The sequence below is a fragment of the Arthrobacter sp. DNA4 genome (genome assembly GCF_024362385.1).
In the GTDB taxonomy this organism is placed as follows: domain Bacteria; phylum Actinomycetota; class Actinomycetes; order Actinomycetales; family Micrococcaceae; genus Arthrobacter.
Genome location: NZ_CP101466.1, coordinates 982,251 through 1,007,466 on the forward strand (window position 1 = coordinate 982,251; position 25,216 = coordinate 1,007,466).

Sequence of the window (25,216 nt, forward strand, 5' to 3'; positions counted from 1 at the left end):
AGCCTTCGAAAGGAACTGCGCATGCTGTTTTCCCCACTCACCCTCGGCGAACTTGAACTTCCCAACCGCCTGGTGATGGCACCCCTGACCCGCCTCCGTGCGGGTGAGAAAGGCATCCCCGGGCCGCTCCTGGCCGAGCACTACCGCCAGCGCGCCTCCCTGGGCCTGATCGTCAGTGAGGGCACGTACCCCACCCCGGCCGTCCAGGCCTACCCGGGCCAGCCCGGTATCGTCACCGAAGAACAGGTTGCAGGTTGGAAGACGGTTACCGACGCCGTCCACGCCGAAGGCGGGCGCATGTTCGCCCAGATCATGCATGGCGGCCGCGTTTCCCACTCCGACATCACCGGTGGGCTGCCCATCGTGGCTCCCAGCGCCGTAGCCATTGACGGCGACGTCCGGACTCCTGCCGGCAAGAAGCCGTACCCGGTGCCGCACGCCCTCACCACCGACGAACTCCCCATGGTCATCCAGGAATTCGTCAACGCCTCGCTGAACGCCATCGAGGCAGGGTTCGACGGCGTGGAACTGCACGCGGCCAACGGCTACCTCCTGCACGAGTTCCTGGCGCCAAACTCCAACGTCCGGACGGACAGCTACGGCGGATCACCGGAAGACCGCGCCCGATTCGTCATCGAAACCATCAACGCCGTCGTGGCAGCCCTTGGCGCGAACCGCGTGGGTGTGCGCATTTCCCCTGAGCACAACGTGCAGGGCATCGCCGAGACGGACGCAGCGGACGTTCGTGCCACCTACGAGGTCCTCGTGGACAGCATCGCGCCGCTCAACCTGGCATACCTGAGCATCCTGCACCACGAGCCCACCGGCGAACTTGTCCAGGACCTTCGTGCACGCTTCGGCGGCACCTTCCTGGTCAACACCGGCTTCGGCGTGATCACCACGCGCGAAGAAGCCGTGAACCTGGTGGCGGAAGGCCACGCAGACGCCGTTGTGGTCGGTCGTCCGGCCATCGCCAACCCGGACCTTGCACGGCGCTGGAAGGAAAGCCTTCCGCTCAACGAGCCCGACGCCTCCACGTTCTACGCGGAGGGCGCCACCGGTTACACGGATTACCCGCTGTACCAGGGGTAAGCGGCGGCCCACCCGCCAACCCGGATTAAACAACGACGGCGGCACCCATCATGGGTGCCGCCGTCGTTGGCTGTCAGGGGTGCTGGTCCCGGACAGCGGCGCCGGAGGCCATCCGACGACCCCCGGCTGAAGACTTGTGTGGCCCGCCGGACTCCACTGGAAGCCGGCGGTGATCAGATGCTACTCCAACGAATGGACTCTTACCAGAGCCAGTTTTCCCACCTGGGACGTTAGCTACAGAACGGCCTCGCGGCCTGTGCCTTCCTTCATCAGCAGGCGCCCATCCTCGATCGAAACCAGCACGCTCTTGGGTTTCCCACTGACCTTGGTAATGGCTTTCAACCCCCGATTCGTGACCTCAACTCCCACCTGTGCGCCCTTTGCCGGCAACTCCACGGACACCTCGGATGCGATGCCGAGCAGCGGATTGGTCGAGATTCCCAGGTCCCGGCGCACCTCCTTGCCGTTGACGGTCACGGTGACGTTAGCCTCGTCGAACCCCTCCTGAAACACCACAAGCAGTTCCCGCATAATGGCCTCTTCCTCGAGCATGGGCGCCAGTAACGGCATGTCCACTACAGCACTTTGCCGGGCCCAGCGGAATACCCTCCCGGGCCCTGCTGAATCCCCATCCGCACGGCGCCTGGTGGAGCCCGGCAGCGCGGTAAGGCAAGATGTTCTGGTGACTCAACTGCCTGCACCTTCCGCCGTCTCCGCCCCCTCCCGCGCATCGGAGGAAGAGGCGATCTTCGCCCAGATCGCTGACGAACTGGGGGTCAAGGCCTGGCAGGTAAAGGCCGCGGTTGGATTGCTCGACGGCGGGGCAACGGTTCCGTTCGTCGCCCGGTACCGCAAGGAAGCCACCGGCACGCTGGACGACACCCAGCTCCGTGACCTCGACGAACGCCTGCGCTACCTCCGCGAACTGGCAGACCGCCGCGGTGCAGTCCTCGAAGCAATTGAGGCGCAGGGCCAGCTGACGCCCGAACTGCGCAAGGCGATCCTGGCCGCGGACACCAAGTCGCGGCTCGAAGACATCTACCTCCCGTTCAAGTCCAAGCGCCGGACCAAGGCCCAGATCGCCCGGGAGGCCGGGCTGGAGCCGCTCGCCGATGCGCTGCTGAAGCGGCCGGACCTGGACCCCGAACACGAAGCCCGGAAGTACCTCAACAGTGACCACGCCATCGGTGACCCCGCCGCCGCGCTCGCCGGGGCCCGGGCCATCCTTGTGGAGCGCGTGGCGCAGGACCCTGACCTCGCCGCAAACCTGCGGGACAGGATGTGGACGCAGGGCCGGATGGTCTCCCGCGTCAAAAAGGGCAAGGAAGCCGAAGGCCAGAAGTTCGCCGATTACTTCGAGTTCGCGCAGGCGCCGGACCGGATGCCGTCCCACCGTGTGCTCGCGTTGTTCCGCGGGGAGAAGGACGGCGTCCTTGAGCTGGACCTCGCCGAAGCCGACCCATCGGACGACGCCGCCCTCACCGCCGCCCGCGCCCGCTACGAGTCCGCAGTTGCCAGGTTCCTCGGGGTCGCCGACCGTGGCCGTTCCGCCGACGCATGGCTGATGCAGACAGCCCAGGTGGCCTGGCGTTCACGCGTGCTGGCCCGCCTCACGTCCGACCTCCGGGCCCGGTTGTTCGCCGCAGCGGAGGACGAAGCGGTCCGGGTGTTCGCCGCCAACCTCAGGGACGTCCTGCTGGCCGCCCCTGCCGGAAACCGTGCCACGCTGGGCCTCGACCCGGGACTGCGGACCGGGGTGAAAGTTGCCGTTGTTGACGGCACCGGGAAGGTGGTGGCCACCGATACGGTCTACCCGCACGCCCCGGCCCGGAAATGGGACGAAGCCCTGGCCACCTTGGTGCGTTTGGCGCGGCAGCACGCCGTCGAACTTGTGGCCATCGGCAACGGGACCGCCTCACGCGAAACGGACAAACTGGCTGCCGAACTGATCAAGCTGCTTCCGGAGGTGGACCGGAAACCCCAGAAAATCGTGGTGTCCGAGGCCGGCGCGTCCGTCTACTCCGCCTCCGCGCTCGCCGCCGCTGAACTGCCGGGAATGGATGTTTCGCTTCGCGGGGCCGTGTCCATTGCCCGCCGCCTGCAGGATCCGCTCGCCGAACTCGTGAAGATCGATCCCAAGTCCATTGGTGTAGGCCAGTACCAGCATGATGTGACCGCGTCGAAACTGGACCGGAGCCTGGACGCCGTGGTGGAGGACTGCGTGAACGCCGTGGGTGTTGACGTCAACACTGCCTCGCCTGCGCTGCTGAGCCGGGTTGCCGGCGTCGGGCCCCTGTTGAGCGAAAACATCGTGGCCTACCGGAACGAGCACGGACCCTTCAGCAAGCGGACCGACCTCAAGAAAGTGCCGCGGTTGGGCGCCAAGGCGTTCGAACAGTGCGCGGGATTCCTGAGGATCACCGGCGGAGCCGAGCCGCTGGACGCCTCAAGCGTGCACCCGGAGTCCTACGCCGTGGCGAGGAAGATCCTCGTTGCCGCCGGTTCCGCCCCAGCCTCGTCCCTGGACCCGCAGAAGTTCGTCGACGGCACGTTCGGCCTGCCCACCGTCAAGGACATCCTCGCTGAACTGGACAAGCCTGGCCGCGACCCCCGGCCCGCCTTTGCCGCCGCCACGTTCTCCGAAGGCGTTGAGAAGATCTCGGACCTGGTGCCGGGCATGATTCTCGAAGGAACGGTAACCAACGTTGCGGCATTTGGGGCGTTCGTGGACGTTGGAGTCCACCAGGACGGACTGGTCCACGTTTCCGCCCTGTCCAACCGCTTTGTGTCCGATCCGCGCGAGGTGGTGAAGTCCGGCCAGGTGGTCCGGGTGAAGGTACTTGAGGCGGATCCGGAGCGGAAGCGGATTTCGCTCACGTTGAGGCTCGACGACGAACCCGCCGGCGGCGGCGCAAGTTCAGGCCGGCGCGATTCAGGTTCCGGTCGGCGCGATTCTGGGAGCCGAACGACCGAGCGTGCCGGGCGTCCGGACCGCCAACAGCAGGGGAAGCAGGGATCCGGCACGTCCGGTGGGAGTGTCAGGTCGAGCCCCGCATCCCAACCCGTCAACACGGCCATGGCCGAGGCACTTCGAAAGGCCGGCCTGGGCAAGTAGTCCACCAGGTCTTTTGGCGGTGACGGCTTTTCTGCAAGGGTGGGGTATGACCTATTTCCTGGAGTACACCGTTCCCGTTGCCCCCGGCGATGCCGAGTTCGAGTTCCCCAACGATGAGATCAACCCCGGCACCACGGTTCCGCTGACCCAGACGGACGCCGACGTGGTGCACACACCGGTTCTCCCGGCCCGCACCGGAATCGTCGGCGCAACCGTGCCCGAGGCGAAGCTCGAGGCCGAACAGCTGATTACCCACAGCCGCGCCTCGGAAGCATCCCTCTACTTCGATCCCTCTGACTCCCTCCAGGCAGGCGTGGGTACCTTGGTGAGCACGTTCAGCGAAGGCCAGGGCTGGCAGGACGTCCAGGACGCGGGTCTTTAGCCGGCGCTCTCCAGCGTGCGCGGCCTGCCGAACCTTGTCCGGACCCCCGGGGAGTAAAGGGCGGACTCTGGCGGACCGCTGACACTGATCCCGGCGGCTCCTACCAACCCATCGCTGAGCTGGTGGACCTCAGCGCCGAAGAGCGGCCACTCGTGGTGCGTGTTCGGAACATAGATGGTTCTGCCGTGGAAGCGGCCATGCATGCCGTATCTGGCGGTGAGGAAGATGGATAAAGGGTCGGCTGCCGCGGTGTGCAGCTTGGGGATGACCCCAAAGTTGCTGCGGGCGGCAGTGGCGCCCAGCCGGCGCACCGAGTAACCAACGGCGGATCCATTCCGGCCGCCGGGTGTTCCAGCCGCGCCGGTGGCGTGCTGCCGTTCCCCGCCGTTCCCCGGAAAGGGCGGCCATTGCCGGATGCGCGACCACACGTAAGGAATCCCGGCAGCCCGGGTCGCCAGGACAACGGGCAGCCGGTCTGCATCCAGGCTCAGGAACACCACTCCGCGGGTGCCGTCCGGCTCGCGGGAGTAAAGCCGGACGTTCACCTCGTTGAAGCTTCCCAGATACGGGATGCCGGGGCCTCGCCCAAGCGCTGCCTGCTCCATGCGAAAGCCGATCAGGCCAACCCAGGAACTACCGTCGAACACATCGGGTTGGACTCCCTCCGGCATGAACGCGGCGGCGGCAGCCTCCGGAATGCGCCAGTGAAGGAAGACGGCATCAAGCCACCGCTGGTCGGAAAATACCGGCCTGGGAAGTGCCGGCGGCCGCGGCCACACTCCCGCGGTATTCAGGTTTCCGGTCAAGCTCCCACTCCTTCGCTCGGTCCAGGTGGCGAAGCTCCTGGTTTCCGCTATGCAGTTCTCAGTTCAGCGGGCGTGTGTCTTCGGGAAGCTGGCCACCGGCGAGAAGTTTGGCAGCTGTGTCAGCCAGGGCTGTCAGCGCCACCCGCTGGGTCCAGGGACCGTATGAAATGCGGGCCACGCCCAGTTCCTGCAGCTTCGCCGGGGGCAGGGACCCGGGCACGTTAATGACCGAGACCTTGTTCCAGCCGATGCCTTCCACCAGGGCCGTGACCGTGGGCTCGTCCAAAAGGCCCGGGACGAAGACCGTGGTGGCACCGACGTCCAGGAAGGCCTTGCCGCGTGCGATGGCATCCGCAAGAACGTCTTCAGGGTCCCGGTCCTTGCCCTTGAGGAAGGCGTCGGTCCGCGCGTTCAGGACGAAGTCAATTCCCTCTGCAGCGCCGGCATGCACAACGGCTGCCATCTGGTTCACCGCGTCCTCGAGCGGGCGCATCTGGTCCTCGATATTGGCGCCAACAATTCCGACTCCGATGGCCTTGCGGGTTGTCTCCCCAGGGTTCCCGTAGCCGGACTCAAGGTCAGCGCTGACCGGCAGGTGGGTGGCGGCCGCGATGCGGCCCACAAAGCTGATCATCTCGTCGACGGGAATGTTCTCGCCGTCCTCGTAGCCCAGCGTGGCGGCGATCGAGTGGCTTGCCGTTGCCAGGGCCGTGGTTCCCGGGATGTCCGTGATGACTTTGGCTGTGATGGCATCCCACACGTTGACCACTTGGAGGATCTCAGGGGCCTGGTGGAGGCGGAGAAGTTCGGAGGCTTTTGCGCTGCTGTTTTCGGTCATGGGTGAAGCCTAACGGACAGTCTTTGGACACTCTGCGGTGTGGTGGTTGGGGTGGCGGGGGTGGTTTGAAGTAGTGGTTTTGTTGGGGTGTTTGGGTGGGGTCGATGTGGGGTGGGGGGATGAAGGCGGGTGTGCCGGGGGTGGTGGTGATGGTCCATTGTTCTTTGTGGATGACGTGGTGGTGGTGGCTGCAGAGCAGGACGCCGTTGTTGGTGGTGGTGGGTCCGCCGTGGGACCAGTAGGTGATGTGGTGAGCTTCGCACCAGGGTGCGGGGATGGTGCAGTTGGGGAAGGCGCAGCCTTGGTCGCGGGTGGTAAGGGCGGTGCGTTGGGCGGGGGTGAAGAGGCGGGTTTTGTGGCCGAGGTCGAGGATTTCGCCCGTGGTGCCCAGGAGGGCGGGGATGATGTCGGCGTCGCAGGCGATTTTGCGCAGGGTGGAGGCGGGGACGGGTCCGGTGAAGGCGAAGGTCCCGGTCCCTGTTTCCACGCTGTGGTCTTTTCCTGCCGAGGTGGCGGGCGTGACGGGGTTGGTGGGGAAGAGGTCTTGGTAGTTGATGGTGGCAATGATTTGGGGTCGATTGCCGCCGGTTATGGGCAGGGTGTTGGTGGCGAGGGCGGTTTTGGCGGCGGTGATGAGGCCGTCGAGTTGTTTCTGGGCGCGGGTGCGCCGGTCCAGGTCGGGAAGCGGGGTGTGCTCGGATGCGCCCTGTTCTGGGGTGTGGTTCGCCGCCGGGGTCTCGGAACTGCCTGGACGGCCTGGATTGCCTGAACTGCCTCGGCTGTCTGGACTCGTTGCTGTGCCGGTGGTGGTGCGTGGGTTGGTGGCGGTGTTCATGACGGTGAGGAGGTGTTCGTATTGGTCGGTGGTGGCGAAGATTTCGAGGTGGTGAAGGCCGTGGCGGGGTTTGCGGATGAAGGCGCCTTGGGTGTGACGGAGGGCTTCTTCGGTGGGTTCGGTGCCGTCGGCGTCGATGGTGTCGGTCCAGCGTTGGGCCAGGCGGGTGAGGAAGTCAGGGTCGGTGGTGGTGGCGGCTGTGGTGAGGTGGTGTTCGATCGTGTCCAGGGTCTCTGCTGTGGTGTGGTGCTGGAGCCGGTCCAGGGTGGCGGCGATGATGGTCGCGGCGTGCGAGGACAGGGCCGGGCCCTGAGCCGACCCGGGCCAGGTGCCGGCCTCGGTGATGGATTCGGAGTTGGCGGGGGTATCAGTGCCGGCGGGTGTGAGGGCGGCGGCGAGGTGGGGCCGGGTTGGTGGGAGTGGTTCGCCGGTGAGGCTGGTGGCTGGGAGGACCTGGTGGGCGAGGGTGAGGCGGCGGCGGGCTTCGCGGATGGGGATCCGCAGGCGCAGGCGGAGGAACTCTGCGGTGTTCCGGCACCCGTCATCGGCCGGTGACACCACCGGGCGGCCCGGACGCGTGGGCGGGTTGGGCCAGGTCGCGTCGGTCTCAACCATGGCGGCGGACCGGTCAGCACCATTCGTGGGGGAGGTGTTCAGGGTTTCGACACCGTTGGTGTCCCACCGGCTGGTCCACTCCCCGGACCGGTTGGCGCGGGCCGTGGCTGCGGCGTCGGTGATGGCCTGGGCGCGGGTCCGGTCCACCGCCGCGGCGCCCAGGAGTTGCAGGTACTCCACGCTCCGGGCGAGGTCCTCGGCGCGGGCGGCGAACTCGGCGGCTTCGAGGTAGGAGGCAGACGCCAGCACGTCCGGGGCGGCCAGGGCAGCGACTGCCAACTGTGAGGCCAGCTCATTCAATGCATCCGGCTGACCGGGTCCGGCGGCTGATGGCTGTGGAGGCTCCTCCGCCCCGGGGACCGCGTGAAGGTGGGCCGGGTGCGGCAGCCCACTGCCGGCGTCGTACGCTTTCCCGCCGTACACCGCACCAAGATGCTCCCCAATGGCCTCCATAACCTCACTCTGCCAGCCACCACTGACATTGAAGACCCCCAAAACCCCTATGTGGAAAACGCGGGCGGCGGACCTCAGCCGGCGGCGGCGGTGGACCCGGCACGGGCCGCTGAGGGTTCCTTCTGCCACGGCCAGCGCCCGGTGATTTCCAGCTCCAGGGAAAAGCTGAGGAACGTCCTGATCAGCACGATGATGGCCAGCACCCCGACGCTGGCAAACGTGGGCGTGACGGCAACGGTGCGGATGATGTCGGCAGCTACGAGCAGTTCCAGGCCCAGCAGAATGGATCTGCCCAGCAGCTGCCGGTAGGAGCGGTAAAAACTCAGCTTTTCAGCACTTGGCGGAAGCTGCCGGGGCTGATGACCACGGATCGCCAGCGGGAGGGAGACCACCGCGCCGACCACCATCACGGCAACTCCGGCGAAGTCGACCAGCTGCCCAACCGTCTCAATGATCTGCCGAAATTCCATGCCCTGCCTCAACTAAGGCCAAGGCCCGCCCAGCGGGCCCTGGCAGTGGTCAGGGGACGGCGGACTCACTCACGGATGGCGGACGCCGTTCCCCGCTATAACGTCCCTGTACCCTTCCCGGAATGTCGGAAACGTGAAGGAAAATCCCGAGCTGCGGAGGAGATCGTTACGGCAGCGCTTGTTGCCCCCGCGGGCAGGTCCTGCGTCACCCACCTTGGGTTCAGGGAAGCCAAGTTCAGCTGCCAGGAATCGCAACACCGCGCCGAGGTCGGCCGGCTCGTTGTCCACGCCGATGTATACGGGGCCCGGTACAGCTCCCATCCCGGCAAGATGCACGATGGCAGCCGCGGCGTCGTCGCGGTGGATCCGGTTGGTGTAGCGCACGTCTTCAGGGATCACGGCAGAGCCCGTCTTCACCTGGTCAATCAGGCGCGTCCGTCCCGGCCCGTAGATGCCTCCCAGCCTGAGCGAGACGCCGGCTGTCCGGGTCCCCGAGAGCCTGGCCTGCAGGAGCCCCTCGGCTTCCAACAACACCCGGCCGGAAAACCCGCCCGGCTCCGCTGCGGTGGACTCATCCACCCAGCCGCCACCCGCGTCCCCGTAAACGGCAGTGGAGGACACAAAGATGATCCGCTCGGGCGACACCTGGTCACGCTCCAGGGCATCAAGGACGTTTTCCACGCCGCGTACATACGCAGCGCGGTATGCCTCCTCGGCAGGGGAGTCAGCAGCAACAGCGATGACGACGGCGGTGGTGTCCGCGGGGACGGGCGGCAGGTCTTTCAATCCCAGGTCAGCCGCGGCACCTTCGATCGCCGCCGGCAGTTTCGCGGGGGAGCGGCGCCAGCCCACAACCCGGTGGCCCAGGGCAGCAAACCGCAGCCCAGCCTCGGTGCCCAGGTCCCCGCACCCCGCCAACAGAACCGTCATGGCCTACGGTGCCTCCACCGGGAAGAACACGCGGGGATCCTGCAGCAGGGCAGGGTACGCGAATGCCGAACGGTCAATGATCTCCATGACTTCGAAGTTCCTGCCGAAACGGCCGTCATCGAGGGTAAGGGGGCGCCCAACCACCTGTCCTACGGCGAACTTGGCCCCATTCTCGAACGGAACAGCAACCGGCGTTTTTCCCGGAAGGGTCCGGAAGGCCTCCTCCTGCGCCAGGCGCTTACGGGTGGGCTTCTTCATCTGCGGCCTGGGCGGCGCCTTCTTGGGGGCCCTGGAAGGCCGGCGGGACCCGTCCTCCACGTACACGGGAGAGTAGCCGTCGCCCCCGGCCGCCGCGGCGGCTGCAGCATTCCGGTTCACGGGTGGAAGCGCCACGGTGGTCAGGGACTGGGGGTCGACGTCGTCGTGCGGCTCCCGCAGGATCCACAGAATGTCCCCTTCCGGCTCCTGCGGCAGGAACTCGTGCCGCGGCTCCGGCCAGACGTAGTCCATATCCGGGATCGCATCCGGGAAAACGCGGGAGTAAAACTTGGGTTCCTTGTGCACCAGCTTGGAACGGTGGCTCAAATGGAAGTCAGGGTCCCCGAGCCACGGCGGCATCACAATTTTGGCGGCGTAGTCAGGGTGGGCTGCCTGCGGCGCGAACTCCGCGATGTTCGCGCGGGTGTTGTCCGGGTGGCCGCGCTCGATCCATTCGTCCGCCATGGCCAGGCCATACATGGTGAGGGCGGGTACGTGGCCCATCCACATCCGGATTGCCGGATGGGTCTGCCAGCCGTACTCCGGAATCACCAGGGCACGAAGGGTTTGCAGCGCTTCAACCCGCTGCTTGCCCAGCCGTGCGGTGTCCAGGGCTTTGGCGCTTTCGCGGAAGTCAGGGTACGGGAGGAAGGTTTGCATCTATTCAGTCTGACGGCATGCGCCGGATGTTCCAATTACAGTGCGCAGGACCACGTGAGGCAATGCAACGTGTCCAAATAATGGACACCTACATACGGCTTTCAGCTGAAACCACTAAGATCACCGCAACCACCCCCGCGTTTTGGAAGCTCTCTCATGACATCTACACCTGACAAAGCCGTCGACCACGCCCGCACCGCGCTGCCCCGCTACGGGCAGATGCTGGGCCCGGAAGCCCAGGGAATCCTGGTTCTGGACGAGTTCACAATCGATCCCGCCGCCGCGCGCAAGGATCAGCACCGGTTCCGCGATGGCATGGCTGCCGTCGCCCGGACGGTCCGTCGCATCGCCGCCCTCCGGGTGGTCATCGCGCTCGTGGCCATTGGAAACCTGCCACTGTTCCTGCTCTCCAGCGGCTGGTGGATCTATGGCGTCTCGCTGACCCTCGTGGTTGCAGTGCACGCCGCCGTGACACTGCTCAACCGGCACGAGCCGCGGCTCAAGCAACGCTCCGCGCTGGAACTGCACATGCACCGGGAACGCAGCGCCAACTACCGGCAGCTGCGCGACGCCGTGAAGTACATGATCGACACCCCCAGCCGGATGAACGAGCACCTCTACCTGGAGCTGCTGGCCGTCAAACGGGTTGCCCTGAATCTTGCACATGGCACCGTCGCCCTGCTGGACACCAGCGACGAGTCCGCGTGGAAGGTGCGGATCGTCCGCGAGCTCCCCGCCAGCTGACAGTCCGGTCCCTGCCGCCCAGGGCGGCAGGGACTGACTGATTAAAGTACGACGCCGGCACATCCCTTATGGGGGTGTGCCGGCGTCGTTCATTGGTCAACGGAATTTGTCTATCGCCGACCTGTCTGTGGCGCCTGTGAAAGGCGCGGCGGCCGCAGCCGCTGGTGGAACGTCCCCAGGTGTTAGGCGGGGAGCTGGATGACCTGTCCCTCGAACACGAGATTCGGATCCGAAATGGTGTCCAGGTTTGCGTCAGCAAGGTGCTGCCAGCCGCCCTGGATGCCGAGCTTCTGGGCCACGATGCTCAAGGTGTCCCCGGCCTGCAGGGTGTAGGTCTCGCCGCTAAGGGGAACCGAGGTTGCATGCCGCGGCGCAGGTGCCTGCTTGACCGGAACGCTCTGGACCGGCGCGCTCTGAAGCTGGGTGCTCTGCACGGGGGCACTCTGTACGGGGGCACTCTGGACCGGCGCTCCGCCGCCGCCGCTCAGTCCGAGCTGCGAAGAGCAGGACGGCCAGGCGCCCCAGCCCTGGGATGCCTGGACCCGCTCGGCTACAGCGATCTGCTGTTCACGGCTGGCGTTCTCCGGGGAGCCGGTTCCGCCATAGGCGGACCAGGTGCTGGAGGTGAACTGCAGGCCGCCGGAGAAGCCGTTGCCCGTGTTGGTGGACCAGTTCCCGCCGCTCTCGCACTGCGCGAGTGCATCCCAGGTGGACGTGGGGGTCGCTGCGTTGGCCGCCGTGGCTGAGAGGGCCAAACCTGCCGCGGAGACGGCGGCCAGGGTGACTCCGCGGCGTGCGGCAGTACGGAATTTGGTGTTTTTCATGATGGTGATGCTCCTGAAGGCCACCAGCGCTGGTTCCGTCCCCGGAGATCGTCGCGCCACTGCCCGCCCCTGACGAATAGAGGTCACTATCGGTGGCTGCCGCTGGGCAGTTCTGGTGTAGGCAGCACCGGGCAATCAAGAAGCCCGCCGAACGGGCATGCATTTCACGCTAAGACATCGTTTGGGTGTTATCAAATCGAGATTCCAGCGGGCGTGTTGAGTGTGGGCCACGGCACGCGCCACGTGTGGGACCCATCCGCTTCCAGAGGCCCGGGCAGGCGCGAAACGGGGCGGGGCACTATCCTGACCGGATGGACAACTTTCCCGGCGGCAGCACCATGCCCGAAACCGAAACGGACTTCGCGGAACCTGCGGTCCCTGCCAAGCCCCTCCCGGTGGCCGAACTGCACCTGCACATTGAGGGCACGCTGCAGCCCGAGCTCATCTTCGCCCTGGCCGAACGCAACGGCATTGCGCTGCCGTATTCGGGCCTGGACGAACTGCGCGAAAAGTACGAGTTCACGGACCTGCAGTCCTTCCTGGACCTGTACTACGCCAACATGGCCGTGCTGCGCACCGAGCAGGACTTCGCGGACATGACCCGGGCATACCTGGAGCGGGCTGCTGCCGCCGGCGTCCGGCAAGCGGAAATCATGATGGACCCGCAGGCGCACGTATCCCGCGGGATTCCCCTGGATGCGTGCGTCCAAGGTGTGGCCTCGGTGCTTGCCACGTCGGAGGAGGACTACGGCATCTCCACCATGCTGATCGCTGCGTTCCTGCGTGACCTCCCGGAGGACTCCGCCCTCGAAGTCCTGGACCAGCTGCTGGCCATGAACGCTCCGATCGGCGCCATCGGCCTGGACTCCGCCGAGGTGGGCAACCCGCCTTCCAAGTTCGAGCGGCTGTACGGGAAGGCGCGTGAAGCGGGCCTGCGGCTGACCGCCCACGCAGGGGAGGAGGGCCCGGCGTCGTACATTATCGAAGCCCTGGACGTCCTGGGCGTGGAACGGATTGACCACGGCATCCGCTGCATGGACGATCCCGACCTGGTGGAGCGCCTCGTGGACGCACGCATTCCCCTGACGGTCTGCCCCCTGTCCAACGTCCGGCTCCGCGCCGTGGACACCCTCGCCGACCATCCCTTGCCCGCCATGCTGGCGGCCGGCCTGAACGTCTCGGTCAATTCCGACGACCCTGCGTACTTCGGCGGGTACGTGGATGACAACTTTGCGCAGCTCACCGCGGTGTTCGACCTCTCTGATTTCGACAAGGCGCGCCTGGCGGCGAACTCCATCCACTCGTCCTTCGCGTCGGAGGAGCGGAAGGCGGAACTGCTGGCGGAATTGAACGGCAGGGAAGTGTCTGACTGACCCCTGCTGTGTCGGGCGCAACAGCGGTGCTTTTTGCCCGGTAAACTAGGTGCCGCAGGCGTGTCCGGGGAGTGCAGGGCGGCACCCATGCCAGCGCTTCCAGGGTTATGCAGACAGCCCTTACCCGAGACCTCCGCCTCACTTGCGGCACCATCCGCTTCACAGTCGGTCACGACACGCAGAGTTAACCAATTAAAGTCGCGCGATTTAATGGGCAGTTGGCAAGATGCCTAAGACCGATCGCTTTTATATAAGGGGAATCATGGCCAAGTCCACCGCAGAAAACACCTACCTTCGACTCAAGACCGTCCTGGATGTCCTGACCGAAGGCGTGTGGTCCGGCGATGCACTGAATGCGGGCCAGGTCCTGGCGGAGGCAACCGCCCGGGTGCCGTTCAACGACCATGAGGCCGAACTCCTCAGCGGCGGCATCCCGCGCGGCCACAAGACCCTCACCTCGGCCACCGCCAAGCTGGTGAAGGCCGGCTGGCTGATCAAGGGCCGCACCGGCTGGACCATCACCGAGGACGGCATGCGCGCCACGGTCGCCTTCCCGGACGCTGACTCCTTCGCGGCCGCGCTCGACGCCGGTACTCCCGTCCCTGCCGACACCCCGGTCCCCACGGCTCCCGAAGGCTTTGTCCGTCCCGTCTCCGCCGCCGCCGCCACACTTGAGGTTCCGGCCAAGACGGAAGCTCCGAAGAAGACCGCCAAAAAGGCCCCGGCCAAGAAGGCAGCCTCCGTTGTGGGCAAGGCAGCCAAGGCGATCGAAGACGCCGTCGAGCCCGTGGTGGCAGCCGTCCGCAAGGGCAAGACTCCCGCGAAGGACAAGGCCGCTGCTGCACCTGCTGCCGATGTTGCTTCCGAACCGTTGGAGGGTCCGGACGTCGAAACCCTGCCGCAGCCTGAAGCCGTGGCCCTGGCCGGTGACTTCAACACCATCCTGGGTGCACCCGAGAACTGGGCGCCGCAGTATGACGAAGCACAGATGGAGTTCGACTTCCTGGACCAGCTGTGGAAGAAGAGCGCCGAGCTTCCCGCCGGCTTCTACACGTTCAAGATCGCCCTTAACCGCTCGTGGACTGAGAACTACGGCGCTTTCGGCACCTTCGACGGACCCAACCACGAGCTGCACCACGCCGGCGGCACGGTGACCATCCGTTACAACCACGCCACCCGCGACATCACCATCAACTAGCCCTTACGCAGCCTCCCATCGGGTCGCAGTACGGTCTCCCGGGTTGAGGGACGCGGGTACTGCGACCCGATCGGGGCGGGCAGCTAGGTTTGGAGAAGGAGCACCATGGGCAGGCACGCAGGCTCAGCGCACGATTCAGCGCGGGGCGGTTCGGCCCAGGACGCTGTCCGGCTGGACGCCCGGGTGTTCGGGATGGTCCAGGGTGTGGGCTTCCGATACTGGACCATGGGCACCGCGGAGGATCTTGGATTGTCCGGCGAGGTGAGCAACCTCGACGACGGGTCGGTGTCGGTGATTGCCGAAGGCGCCGAACCGCAGGTCCGGAAACTGCTGGACTGGCTCAAGTCGGACCGGACCCCTGGGCGGGTGGAGCGGGTTGAGTCCGGCTTTTCAGCTGCCCAGGGGACCTTTGGGGGATTCCGGGCGCGCTGACGGCACCCGTTTCTGTGCGGTTACTCCCGGGGGCTTAGGCCGATGAAGGCGCCAAGTTCCTCCAGCGCCGCGGGCTTGTGGGGCATGTAGCTGGTGAGCTCGGGGGAGCGGATGATCACGGCACGCCATTGTCCGCGGGACACGGCCACGTTGATCCGGTTCCGGTTGAGCAGGAATTCCGCGCCGCGCGGGGCCTCGGACACCGCCGAGCACGCCATGGAGACCAGCACCACCGGAGCTTCCTGGCCCTGGAATTTGTCTACGGTTCCTACCCGCACCTCGGGCAGACTGGCCTCTGCCAAATGCTTACGGATTAGATGGACCTGGGCGTTATAGGCAGCAACCACCAGCAGGTCCTGCTGCCCGAGGGGGCGGGATTCGTTCTCCGGGCCGCAGGTCCACTTCAGGCCGAGATGGCGGCGGGCCTGGCGAACCACTTCCACTGCCTCCTCCCTTGACGCTGTGGTGTTGCCCGCGTGGTTGACCAGGACCGTCTCCACGCCCGGGGCCAGCTGCTCCAGTTCGCGGAGGGACGCGGCAGGAGCGGAACGCAGCTTTCCTTCATAGCTGAGGTTGGACACCGCCCGGCACAGCTCCGGATGCATCCGCCATGTGTCTGCCAGGAAGTACCCAAGGCTGTCGGGCAGGGTAGCGTGGTAAGCAGCAAGCCAGCCGAGAGCGGATTCATCCACAGGTTCGGGGTGCGTGCCCTGTGTAACCTGCGGGAGCTGCTGCGGGTCGCCCAGCAGGAGCAGCCGGTTGGCTGCCACAGAGACCGCCAGGGTGTTGGCCAGCGAGAACTGGCCTGCCTCGTCAATGACCAGAAGATCCAGTGACCCTGCCGGGACTTCCTTTCCCGTCACGGTCCATGCCGTGCCTCCGATCAGGCATCCGCCCGGCGACGCGAGCAGCCGGGCCACATCGCCTTCTGACGTTTGGCTCCAGGGAACCTGGTGGGGAGCGGTCAATTTCTTGGCCACCAGCTGCGGATCCACTCCACCGGTTTCTATGGCCCGGCACAGCAGGTTTTCCACCACGTTGTGGGACTGGCCCACCACCCCGATCTTCCACCCTTGGGCTACCAGCCTGCCGATCACATGGGCACCAACGAAAGTCTTGCCTGTCCCCGGCGGCCCCTGGACGGCCAGGTAGGAATGGTCCAGGTCCTGCAGCGACCCGGTGATCGCCCGTGCATAGTCAGCGGCGCCGTCTTTACCAGGCAGCACTTGGACTGGTCCTTGCCGGGAGCGGAACCGCGGCGGCAGCTTCCGCAGGATGTCCAGGCCCGGCTGCGCGGGGAGGGACGGCACGGAGGAGCCAACAGCCTGGGCTATCGCCGCGATGGCGGCTTCAATACTGGCGGTGGCGAGGGGCTGGTCCTCGGTGAGGGCCACCGGCAGGTCTGGGTAGGCGCGGACCTTTCCGGTCTCCCGCTCCGCAACGGTGATCAGGTGCTCCGGGCTGTCCGGCGCCGCTTCCAGCTCACTGATCCTGGTCCCGAACGTGAACGCCCGGGCACCGGTTGCGGCCGGAGGATCGGTCATGCCATCGGGTCCAGGCGCGTCATACAGCCGGCACCAGCTGGAGTCGGGACGGAAATCTGAGCCCTCGGTCATGGTTCCGCGCAGCTTCAGGACCCGCGTGCGCATCCGTTCCCGGGGCTTTGCCAGGGCCCAGTCAGACACAACTTCCGCCGAGGACACCACGAACACGTTCCGTTGGTCGGACCAGTTGTCCAGCGGTGCCTCGACCCGGTCGAAGTGCTGCCACCAGAACTGCTTGCGCTCGCGGCGGTGGTATCCGGTGGCGGCAGCAACCATAGCGATGGCGCGCTCGTCGTCGGTCCAGGGGCGGTTGTCCGGCAGGCCTGCAAGGTACTCCCGCAGCCTGGTTTCCTCAGGCGACTCCTCGGCGCGGGCTGCACCGTCGCCGGCAGTTCCTTCGTCGGGCGGTGACAGGACGTGCCCGGGCAGAGGGGCCTGTCCGCCTGCAGCATCGACCCCTTCCACTGCGTCATGGCCCGGCTGTCCGGGGGCACCGGTTTGATGGCCCAGCTGAAGCAACCAGTCCCGGAGCCGGAGGGTGGAGAGGCAGTCGTACTGGTTGTAGTCCGAGATCGAGGCCAGGATGGCGTCGGCATCCTCCTGCCGCCCGTCATCGCGGGCGGCGCAGTAGGCGGCGTAGGCAACCACGGAGGCCCCGGCGTCCTTGACTTCCCCGGACCTGAGGTTGTCCCCCATGTAGAGCGGTTCCAGCTTCTTGATGGAATAGGACGCTTCCGAGACCCGGATGGAGTGCCGGACCGTGGCGTACAAGTCCACCAGCAGCCCCTGCCGGAGCCAGTCGTCCACCGTGTCCTCACCGGCCTGATGCGCCAGGGACAGGTTCCGCAGCGCCGTTTTTTCGTACGCCGCGTAGTGGTAGACGTGCATGTCCGGGTACGCGGCGCGGCGTTTCTCGACGTAATCCAGGAAGTCGAGGAAGGCGCGGCGCTCACCGGAGCGGGAATGGGCCCAGAACGGCCGGAACACCGGGTCCCCGGGGGCGCCCGGCACCGGGGCCTCTATGACACCAAACAGGTATTCGATGCCCCAGGCGCCGGTGGCGGGATCCTGCCAGAGCGGATCGCCTTCGAAGTCAAAGAAGATGTCGCCGGCGCTGGGGGCAGGTAGCGAGCCGATCGCATGGTCCGGAAGGACGCTGAACGACACTGTATGCGGCTGTCCATCCTTGATGAACGTCCGGGACCCTGCAGGCCGGTCCAGGCCAAGTTGCATGCGTGCCTGGGCGCGGAGCCGGACCACCGAGTTCCTGGCCTCGCCGGCAGGCATGGCTGCCAGTTCGTCGATGGTGGTGATGCGGCCGCGTGCAGCTTCCGCCGCTGGACCACGGACATGCCCGCCACCATCAGGAGGTCCCTGTGAAGCTGCACCTGCTCGGCGCAGTAGTCGCAGCGGCCGCAGTGGGCGACGCCGGGCTGTTGCCACTGCACTGCGCCGGCACCGGCGCGGTGGCTGGCTGTGAGGTGGCGGAAGCGCCGGCGTCGGTCGCGGAAGACGGGCAGGAGGTCCGGCAGGGAATGGCTGCTCCTGAGCCAGTCATCGCCTACCCGCGTTCCAAGTACCAGCGTGACAACCGGTGAGGGCTCCAGGCCCATTCCCAGGAGCTGGTCGCCGTAGGCGGCAAGCTGCAGCAGGGCCCCGACTTTGGCATGGCGGGCAAGTTTGGTGTCCCACACCTCGTAGCGGCCGGGTTTGCCGGTCCCGGCGGCCTCGTTGACCAGGAAGTCGGCGTAGCCCAGGAACTCGCCGTCGAAGAACGTCGCCTGAAAGACCACATCTGCCCCGGAGCGGAGGGCGAGTTCGGTTTCCGCGTGCTTTGCCTGCAGCTCGCCGCGCAGGTTCCGGCCACGGTCAAGGGAATAGACCCCTGCGCCGCGGCTGGCGTCCCATTCGCCGTACTTGGCCACCAGGCTGGCAAGCACGGTCCGCTCATGCTGGTCGCCCAACTCGCCGGCGCGTTTTTGCATCTCGTCAGCGGGAAACTCTGCCTTGGCGGTGCGGCCCAGCTTTTCGTCCAGGATGCGGAGCGTGCGGTACTCACATTCGCTGGCTGCCACCAGGTCGCTGGCCGAGAAGACCAGGTCCGGCGGCGTGCCGGGTCCGGCGTCATTGCCGGCAGCGTCGAGCAGAAACACGGGGCCTCCCCAACTGTTCGCGGGCCGGAGGACGGTTCCCCTGGCCTTGAATCAAACGTAGCAAGAGGGGCTGACAAACACTCCGGCAGGCCCTCATGATGGCCCCGGGCAGGACTTTTTTCAGGCCCCGTACCCAGCTGCCGGCGTCAGCCCTCGTTGGCGGCAGCCCGCACCTGGGCTTTGTCGTGCTGGTCATGGGCGGTCCGGATCAGGTCCAGGAACTCGGTCTCATTGCGGATCAGCCGCTTGTACTTCTCGGGGAGCTTGCGGATCTGGTCCTCCTCACGGACCATCCTGGCAAAGATCTTGTCCCGCTCCGCCATGTCCGTCTCGTAGTTGAGGTCCACGTACTCGGTGGCATGCCGCCTTGCCCCCGAGACCGCGTTCTTGGCCTTGCCCTTGGGGCTGAAGACAGACGCCAGGATGGTCACCACGAGCACCCCGAGGATCACGCTGAGTGACAGGCCGGTGCTGACCTCCACCACGTTGACGTGCTCGCCGTCGTTGATGAACGGCAGGGTGTTCTCGTGCAGGGCATGCAGGATGAGCTTCACGCCGATGAAGCCAAGGATGACCGCCAGGCCGTAGGAGAGGAAGATCAGCCGGTCCAGGAGGCCGTCGATCAGGAAGAACAGCTGCCGCAGGCCCATCAGCGAGAACGCGGTGGCTGTGAAAACGACGAAGACGTTCTGGGTCAGGCCGAAGATGGCCGGGATCGAGTCCAGGGCGAACAGGATGTCCGTGCCGCCAATGGCCACCATGACCAGCAGCATTGGGGTCAGGACCCGCTTGCCGTTCTCCACTGTGAAGAGTTTGTCGCCGTCGTAATGTTGGGAGGCAGGCAGCAGTTTCTTGGCAAGCCGGACCACCAGGCCGTCGGAGTCGTCATCGTGGTCGTCCGGCTTGAGCAGGTTTCCGGCCGTGACCAGCAGGATGAGCCCAAAAATGTAGAACACCCAGGCAAAGCTGTTGATCAGTGCCGCGCCCAGGAAGATGAACGCCGTACGCGCGATCAGGGAGAACACGATGCCGAACAACAGCACCTTCTGCTGGTCCGCTCGGGGCACCTTGAAGCTGGCCATGATGATCAGGAAGACGAAGAGGTTGTCCACCGACAACGCCTTTTCCGTGACGTAGTAAGCAAAGTATTCGGTGCCCATGTCGGCGCCCCCGAACAGCAGCACAACCAGGCCGAACACCACCGCGATGGTCACATAGATGGCGGACCACGTGGCCGATTCCTTGAGGGAGGGGGTGTGGGCCTTGCGGACGTGGAAGAAGAAATCGAAGGCCAGCAGCCCGATGATTCCGGCAATGGTCAGGGTCCAGACATACGCAGGTACTTCCACGCGCGGGGCCTTTCGTCGGAGGGTCCTCCCAGCCTACCTAAGCGGGCTTCAGGAGTTGATGCTCCACCACGGCCGCCCGCGACAGCGTCTTGTACCCCTCCTGCTCAAAGAGCACCGTGATGACATCGTCCTCGTGCCGCATCACCAGGCCGGGGCCCCATTCCTTGTGGACCACCGTGGACTGCAGCGGGAATGGCTCGTCGGCCGCGGGAGCCTGGACCCCGCCGTCGGACGCCTTCTTGCCGTGGTCCTTCTTCCCCGACTGCTTCCGGCCCTCCCGCGCGCCGTCCTGCCGCGCCCCGTCTTCCTGCGCTCCCGGAGCGGCCGCGCACCCGTCGCAGTTTCCGCAGGGCTCCGGAAGGTCCTCGCCAAAGTAGCCCAGCAGGAATTGCCGGCGGCAGCCGTCAGTTTCCGCGTAGGCGCGCATCATGGTGAGCCGGGATTGGTCCACGCGCTGGCGGGCGCCGGCCAGTTCGACGGCGTCGGCCACCAGCGCGGGCAGCTTTGCCTTGGATGTCAGCCGGACTCCCCGTTTGCCGGCACTGACCGCGCCGGTCTCCTCCAGCTGGTTCAGAAGCCCCGTAATGCGCCGGGCCTTGAAACCCGTCAATTCAGCGAGGGAGGACTTTGGGGTGGGGGCATGGGCCGCCTTGAGGACCTTTAGTACCTCACGGAGCGAATCGGGATCAGGGGAGTGGGTGCCGAAGAATTTCCGCAGGCCCAGGTCCTCCGAGCGGTAGTGCAGGATGGCGGATGCCGGTTCGCCGTCCCTGCCTGCCCGTCCGATTTCCTGGTAGTAGGAGTCCAGCGATTCGGGGATGTCGGCGTGGACCACAAAACGGACGTTGGGCTTGTCGATGCCCATGCCGAACGCGGTGGTGGCCACCACCACGTCCAGTTTGTCGTCCATGAACAGCTCCTGGATGTATTCCCTGTCCCTGGCGGAACGGCCTGCGTGGTATGCCTCCGCTCGCAGCCCCTCCTTGGCCAGCTTGGCCGCGTATTTTTCCGTGTCCTTGCGGGTGGCAGCGTAAAGGAGTCCCTGCCCGCTTCGTGCCAGTTCCGCTACCTGCTCAAGCACGGCCTTGCGCTTGCCCGTATCTTCGTGGTGCCGGACCACGTCAAGGGTGATGTTGGGCCGGTCGAAACCATGCACCAGCACCAGGGGCTTCTCCATGCCGAGCCGCTCCACGATTTCGTCCCGGACCGGCGGGGAGGCCGTGGCCGTCAGGGCAGCCACGGGTGGGTTGCCCAATTGAGCGCGGACATTTCCCAGCGCGAGGTAGTCCGGTCGGAAGTCGTGCCCCCACGAGGAGACGCAGTGTGCCTCGTCCACCACGAACAGCGTGATGTTTAGGGCTTTGATCCGGTCCACGGTTGACTGCTTGGCCAGCTGTTCCGGGGCGAGGAACAGGAACACTGCCGTGCCCTCCTCGGCGGCCTGCCAGGAGGCCTCCACGTCGGCGTCGCTGTGCGAGGAGTTGATGGCCACCGCGGCGCCCGGTCCGAGGACCTGGGACAGGCCGTCCAGCTGGTCCTCCTGCAGGGCAATCAGCGGAGAAACTACGACGGCGGGACGTCCTGTTGCCTTGTGCAGGTGCAGGGCTGCCACCTGGTAGATGGCGGATTTGCCGTAACCAGTGGGCATGACGGCCAGGACGTCGCGGCCCCCGGCAAGGGCGGCCATGCCGGCCAGTTGGCCGTCCCGCAGGTCCGGAAGGTTGAAGGGTGATGCAGCAAGCGCCCGAAGGGCAGATTCGTCGGACATGAAAAGGGGCTCCGCACAGAAGAAACCTGCGGCCGCTTGCTTCAGCCGTGAAAACCACCCTACGCCAGCCCCGCCCCGTCGTCGTAAACTCCGGGGCCTATGTGGAAAAGCGCCGGGCTGGAGCGCCGCGTGCCAGACGCCGGTGCTCCAGCCCGTGCGGGTGCCGCGTTACGTGTCGATGGTGGACATGTTGGGGTACCGGGCGCCGGCAGTGGACCCCGCCGGTGCCAGCTGGTCCAGCAACTGAAGCTCGTCCCGGGACAGCTCCACGTCCACGGCGCCCAGGTTCTCCCGCAGCCGTTCCCGCTTCTTGGTCCCCGGGATCGGGACAATATGCTCACCCTGCGCCAGCAGCCAGGCCAGGGCCAACTGGCCGGGAGTGCATTGTTTCCGGTCCGCCAACTCCTTGACCCGGTCTACGAGTTCAAGGTTCCGCGCGAAGTTCTCCCCCTGGAAGCGGGGGGAGTGCTTGCGGAAGTCGTCCTCCGCGAAGTCATCCGCGCTGCGGATCTGCCCGGTGAGGAAGCCGCGGCCCAGGGGGCTGTACGGCACAAAACCGATGCCCAGCTCCGCGAGCACGGGAAACACCTTGGTCTCGGGCTCCCGCTCCCACAGCGAGTACTCCGTCTGCAGCGCAGTGATGGGATGGACGGCGTGGGCCCGCCGGATGGTCTCCGCGGATGCTTCGGACAGGCCTAGGTGCCGGACCTTCCCGGCCTGGACCAGTTCCGCCATGGCCCCCACGGTGTCCTCGATGGGCACAGTCTTATCCACCCGGTGCTGGTAGTAGAGGTCGATGTGGTCCACTCCCAGCCGCTGGAGGCTGGCGTCGCATGCGGACCGGACGTATTCGGGCTTACCGTTGATGCCCACCCAGGAACCGTCCTCGCGGCGTTCGTTGCCGAACTTGGTGGCGAGCACAACGTCCCCGCGGCGGCCGGAGATGGCCCGTCCCACGAGTTTTTCGTTCGTAAAGGGCCCATACATGTCTGCCGTGTCCAGCAGCGATCCGCCGGAGTCCAGGAATTCGTGGATGGTGGCAACCGACTCCTGCTCGTCGCCGCCGCCGTAGAACTCGCTCATGCCCATGCAGCCAAGGCCAAGGGCGGAAACTGTCAGTTGTCCAATGGTGCGGGTTTTCATGCCGTTCTCCTCAACGGTAGAACTTGCCTGGGAACCGGCCATCCTGCGTCCGTGTCCGGACTGCGGGGCCGGTCGGTACAGCGTACGCCGTGGTTGGCACTTCCCCACGGGAAGCCTCCGGTAAACAAGGGGCTTCCACCCCTAGACCCTTCTCATGGCCGTGCCTAGACTGATCGAATCCCCACCCGGGAACCGGTACCTGACCATGCCAAACATCAGGATGCACACAAACCGGCCAGGGCTGTTACCCGCACGGGATGTCCCACCTAACCAGATCATGGCCGTCCCACCGGACGCCTGACTATAGGAGCGCTAGATGACAGGGAACAAAGCCGTTGCCTACAAAGAAGCGGGCAAGGTCGAAGTAATTGACATTGATTACCCAACGTTTGAGCTCAAGGACGGGCCAGGGGTCAACCCCGCGAACGTCGGGCGGCCGGTCAACCACGGGGTCATTCTGAAGACGGTGGCCACCAACATTTGCGGATCCGACCAGCACATGGTCCGCGGCCGCACCACAGCTCCGCCCAACCTGGTGCTGGGGCACGAAATCACCGGCGAAGTGGTGGAAGTGGGCCGGGACGTGGAGTTCATCAAGGTGGGCGACCTCTGTTCGGTGCCGTTCAACATTGCCTGCGGCCGCTGCCGGAACTGCAAGGAGCGCAAGACCGGTATCTGCCTCAACGTCAATCCCGCCCGGCCAGGCGCTGCCTACGGATACGTGGATATGGGCGGCTGGGTGGGCGGCCAGGCCAACTATGTCCTGGTGCCCTACGCCGACTGGAACCTGCTGAAGTTCCCGGACAAGGACCGGGCCATGGAGAAGATTATGGACCTGGCCATGCTCTCGGACATCTTCCCCACCGGGTTTCATGGCGCCACCACAGCCGGCGTCGGCGTCGGCTCGACCGTGTACATTGCAGGGGCCGGTCCGGTGGGCCTCGCAGCGGCGACCAGCGCACATCTGCTGGGTGCCGCCGTCGTCATTGTTGGCGACATGAACGAAGACCGGCTGGAGCGGGCGCGCAGCTTCGGCTGTGAAACCGTGAACCTGACCCAGGGTGAGCCGAAGGACCAGATCGAGCAGATCCTGGGCATTCCGGAGGTTGACTGCGCCGTTGACGCGGTCGGCTTCGAAGCCCGCGGCCACGGCAAGGGAGCACAGGAAGCGCCCGCAACCGTGCTGAACACCTTGATGGACATCACCGCCGCGGGCGGTGCCCTGGGTATCCCCGGTCTGTACGTGACGGGCGATCCGGGCGGCATTGACGAGGCAGCCAAGAAGGGGTCCCTGAGCCTTAGCCTTGGCACCGGTTGGGCAAAGTCGTTGAGCTTCACCACCGGCCAGTGCCCCGTTATGAAGTACAACCGTCAGCTGATGATGGCCATCCTGAATGACAAGGTCAACATCGCCAAGAACGTCAACGCCAAGGCAATCCCGTTGGAGGAGGCACCCAAGGGCTACGCGGAGTTCGACGCCGGCGCAGCCACCAAGTACGTCCTGAACCCGAACGGCTACCTGAGCTGACACGGCGGCGGGCGGGGATGTTGCCAAGGAACCCTCACTTGCGGAAATAAGAGCGGACCGGGCCGGGCTAGGCTTTGCACGGTCAGCACACACCCGCAACTGAAGGAGTTCCCTTGAGCGACATCACCGTCCGCCACACCCCTGGGCGCGAACGCTTCGAGATTCTTGATGCCGGCAATGTCATCGGCAAGGCGGCGTACAAGGAGTACGACGGCGGGGAGTCGCCGCAGCGGATCTTCTACCACACGGTCATCAACGAGGAATACGGCGGGCAGGGCCTGGCCGGCCGTCTGGCCACGGCCGCCCTGGACAGCACGGTGGGGGACGGCATCGGCATCGTCCCGGTGTGCCCGTTCATCAAGAAGTTCCTGGCCAAGCACCCCGAATACCTGGGCAGCGTGGTGGCCGTTGCCCCGCCGCACCTGGAATTCCTGGAGACCGCGATCGCGGCCCGTACCCGCGGCTGACTTTTCGACAGGCAAACTGATTCCCCAGCGCGGTCTGATTTCCCGTTCGAACCTCGGTTTCGACGCGCAAAACCGTCTTCGAACCGGATATTCCCTGGCGTGGCCGGTATTCGGGCCGCGCGGGGTAATTCGCGCGCCGGCAGCAGTTTTGCGCGTCGTGGGGACCGCTCGGCGGAACACCCGGCAAGCCTTCAGGAAGCTCCCAACCTCCGGTGATTTAATCAGCACTTGTCAGCGCG

20 protein-coding genes and 1 pseudogene are annotated in these 25,216 nt (G+C 65.9%); 9 read left to right on the forward strand and 12 right to left on the reverse strand.

Features of this window, described 5'->3' with window-relative positions; all coding sequences use genetic code 11:
* The first annotated feature begins 21 nt into the window (after positions 1 to 21).
* Complete coding sequence (locus NMQ03_RS04630; protein ID WP_255174584.1) at positions 22 to 1,092, forward strand: alkene reductase; 1,071 nt, start codon at positions 22 to 24, stop codon at positions 1,090 to 1,092.
* Between the two features lie 234 nt (positions 1,093 to 1,326).
* Here the strand turns inward: NMQ03_RS04630 and NMQ03_RS04635 are convergent, their stop codons facing one another.
* Entirely contained in the window at positions 1,327 to 1,644 is a 318-nt protein-coding gene (locus NMQ03_RS04635) for a hypothetical protein (protein WP_141157959.1), read from the reverse strand.
* Positions 1,645 to 1,774: 130 nt separating this feature from the next.
* Here NMQ03_RS04635 and NMQ03_RS04640 point away from each other — a divergent pair, with 130 nt between their 5' ends.
* Entirely contained in the window at positions 1,775 to 4,207 is a 2,433-nt protein-coding gene (locus tag NMQ03_RS04640) for a Tex family protein (RefSeq protein WP_303694796.1), read from the forward strand.
* Positions 4,208 to 4,253: 46 nt separating this feature from the next.
* Positions 4,254 to 4,589, forward strand: a complete 336-nt coding sequence (locus NMQ03_RS04645) for a hypothetical protein (RefSeq protein WP_255174585.1) — start codon at positions 4,254 to 4,256, stop codon at positions 4,587 to 4,589.
* Here NMQ03_RS04645 and NMQ03_RS04650 read toward each other — a convergent pair.
* The 6 genes from NMQ03_RS04650 to NMQ03_RS04675 all read right to left on the reverse strand — a co-directional run bounded on the left by NMQ03_RS04650 (position 4,586) and on the right by NMQ03_RS04675 (position 10,454).
* Positions 4,586 to 5,395, reverse strand: a complete 810-nt coding sequence (locus tag NMQ03_RS04650; protein ID WP_255174586.1) for a YqjF family protein — start codon at positions 5,393 to 5,395, stop codon at positions 4,586 to 4,588. The genes NMQ03_RS04645 and NMQ03_RS04650 overlap by 4 nt on opposite strands.
* 58 nt (positions 5,396 to 5,453) lie before the next feature.
* Complete coding sequence (locus NMQ03_RS04655) at positions 5,454 to 6,233, reverse strand: isocitrate lyase/phosphoenolpyruvate mutase family protein (protein WP_255174587.1); 780 nt, start codon at positions 6,231 to 6,233, stop codon at positions 5,454 to 5,456.
* Positions 6,175 to 8,136 carry an HNH endonuclease signature motif containing protein gene (locus tag NMQ03_RS04660; RefSeq protein WP_255174588.1) on the reverse strand — a complete coding sequence of 654 codons (1,962 nt, stop codon included), beginning with the start codon at positions 8,134 to 8,136 and terminating at the stop codon, positions 6,175 to 6,177. Before NMQ03_RS04660 ends, NMQ03_RS04655 begins: the two co-directional genes overlap by 59 nt.
* A 74-nt stretch (positions 8,137 to 8,210) precedes the next feature.
* Positions 8,211 to 8,606 carry a DUF1622 domain-containing protein gene (locus NMQ03_RS04665; protein ID WP_255174589.1) on the reverse strand — a complete coding sequence of 132 codons (396 nt, stop codon included), beginning with the start codon at positions 8,604 to 8,606 and terminating at the stop codon, positions 8,211 to 8,213.
* A 69-nt stretch (positions 8,607 to 8,675) separates the two neighbouring features.
* The gene (locus tag NMQ03_RS04670; protein WP_255174590.1) at positions 8,676 to 9,536 is read right to left on the reverse strand and encodes an SDR family oxidoreductase; all 861 of its coding nucleotides are present in this window, start codon (positions 9,534 to 9,536) and stop codon (positions 8,676 to 8,678) included.
* Between the two features lie 3 nt (positions 9,537 to 9,539).
* The gene (locus NMQ03_RS04675; RefSeq protein ID WP_255174591.1) at positions 9,540 to 10,454 is read right to left on the reverse strand and encodes an MSMEG_6728 family protein; all 915 of its coding nucleotides are present in this window, start codon (positions 10,452 to 10,454) and stop codon (positions 9,540 to 9,542) included.
* A gap of 156 nt (positions 10,455 to 10,610) precedes the next feature.
* Here NMQ03_RS04675 and NMQ03_RS04680 point away from each other — a divergent pair, with 156 nt between their 5' ends.
* Positions 10,611 to 11,198 (forward strand): hypothetical protein, encoded by a 588-nt coding sequence (locus tag NMQ03_RS04680; RefSeq protein WP_255174592.1) that lies wholly within the window; start codon positions 10,611 to 10,613, stop codon positions 11,196 to 11,198.
* A 182-nt stretch (positions 11,199 to 11,380) separates the two neighbouring features.
* On the opposite strand, the gene NMQ03_RS04685 is transcribed toward NMQ03_RS04680, so the two are convergent.
* Positions 11,381 to 12,022 carry a transglycosylase family protein gene (locus NMQ03_RS04685; protein WP_255174593.1) on the reverse strand — a complete coding sequence of 214 codons (642 nt, stop codon included), beginning with the start codon at positions 12,020 to 12,022 and terminating at the stop codon, positions 11,381 to 11,383.
* 338 nt (positions 12,023 to 12,360) lie between these two features.
* Here NMQ03_RS04685 and NMQ03_RS04690 point away from each other — a divergent pair, with 338 nt between their 5' ends.
* From NMQ03_RS04690 to NMQ03_RS04700, 3 genes are all read left to right on the forward strand, one after another.
* Positions 12,361 to 13,395: an adenosine deaminase gene (locus tag NMQ03_RS04690; RefSeq protein ID WP_255175539.1), complete on the forward strand. Its 1,035-nt coding sequence runs from the start codon at positions 12,361 to 12,363 to the stop codon at positions 13,393 to 13,395.
* A gap of 262 nt (positions 13,396 to 13,657) precedes the next feature.
* Positions 13,658 to 14,593 (forward strand): glycosidase, encoded by a 936-nt coding sequence (locus tag NMQ03_RS04695; RefSeq protein ID WP_255174594.1) that lies wholly within the window; start codon positions 13,658 to 13,660, stop codon positions 14,591 to 14,593.
* 105 nt (positions 14,594 to 14,698) lie between these two features.
* Positions 14,699 to 15,025 (forward strand): acylphosphatase, encoded by a 327-nt coding sequence (locus NMQ03_RS04700; RefSeq protein ID WP_255174595.1) that lies wholly within the window; start codon positions 14,699 to 14,701, stop codon positions 15,023 to 15,025.
* Between the two features lie 20 nt (positions 15,026 to 15,045).
* Here the strand turns inward: NMQ03_RS04700 and NMQ03_RS04705 are convergent.
* The 4 genes and pseudogenes from NMQ03_RS04705 to NMQ03_RS04720 form a co-directional block, all read right to left on the reverse strand.
* Positions 15,046 to 18,722 (reverse strand): annotated as a pseudogene (locus tag NMQ03_RS04705) (TM0106 family RecB-like putative nuclease).
* Positions 18,723 to 18,868: 146 nt separating this feature from the next.
* On the reverse strand, positions 18,869 to 20,071 hold the full coding sequence (locus tag NMQ03_RS04710) for a TerC family protein (protein WP_255174596.1): 1,203 nt from the start codon (positions 20,069 to 20,071) through the stop codon (positions 18,869 to 18,871).
* 37 nt (positions 20,072 to 20,108) lie between these two features.
* Positions 20,109 to 21,839, reverse strand: a complete 1,731-nt coding sequence (locus tag NMQ03_RS04715; RefSeq protein WP_255174597.1) for an ATP-dependent DNA helicase RecQ — start codon at positions 21,837 to 21,839, stop codon at positions 20,109 to 20,111.
* Between the two features lie 168 nt (positions 21,840 to 22,007).
* The gene (locus NMQ03_RS04720; RefSeq protein WP_255174598.1) at positions 22,008 to 22,982 is read right to left on the reverse strand and encodes an aldo/keto reductase; all 975 of its coding nucleotides are present in this window, start codon (positions 22,980 to 22,982) and stop codon (positions 22,008 to 22,010) included.
* 316 nt (positions 22,983 to 23,298) lie between these two features.
* On the opposite strand from NMQ03_RS04720, the gene fdhA reads away from it, so the two are divergent.
* Together fdhA and NMQ03_RS04730 are read left to right on the forward strand one after the other, a co-directional pair.
* Entirely contained in the window at positions 23,299 to 24,510 is a 1,212-nt protein-coding gene (fdhA, locus tag NMQ03_RS04725) for a formaldehyde dehydrogenase, glutathione-independent (protein WP_255174599.1), read from the forward strand.
* 113 nt (positions 24,511 to 24,623) lie between these two features.
* Positions 24,624 to 24,977, forward strand: a complete 354-nt coding sequence (locus tag NMQ03_RS04730; RefSeq protein WP_255174600.1) for a GNAT family N-acetyltransferase — start codon at positions 24,624 to 24,626, stop codon at positions 24,975 to 24,977.
* The last annotated feature ends 239 nt before the right edge of the window (positions 24,978 to 25,216 follow it).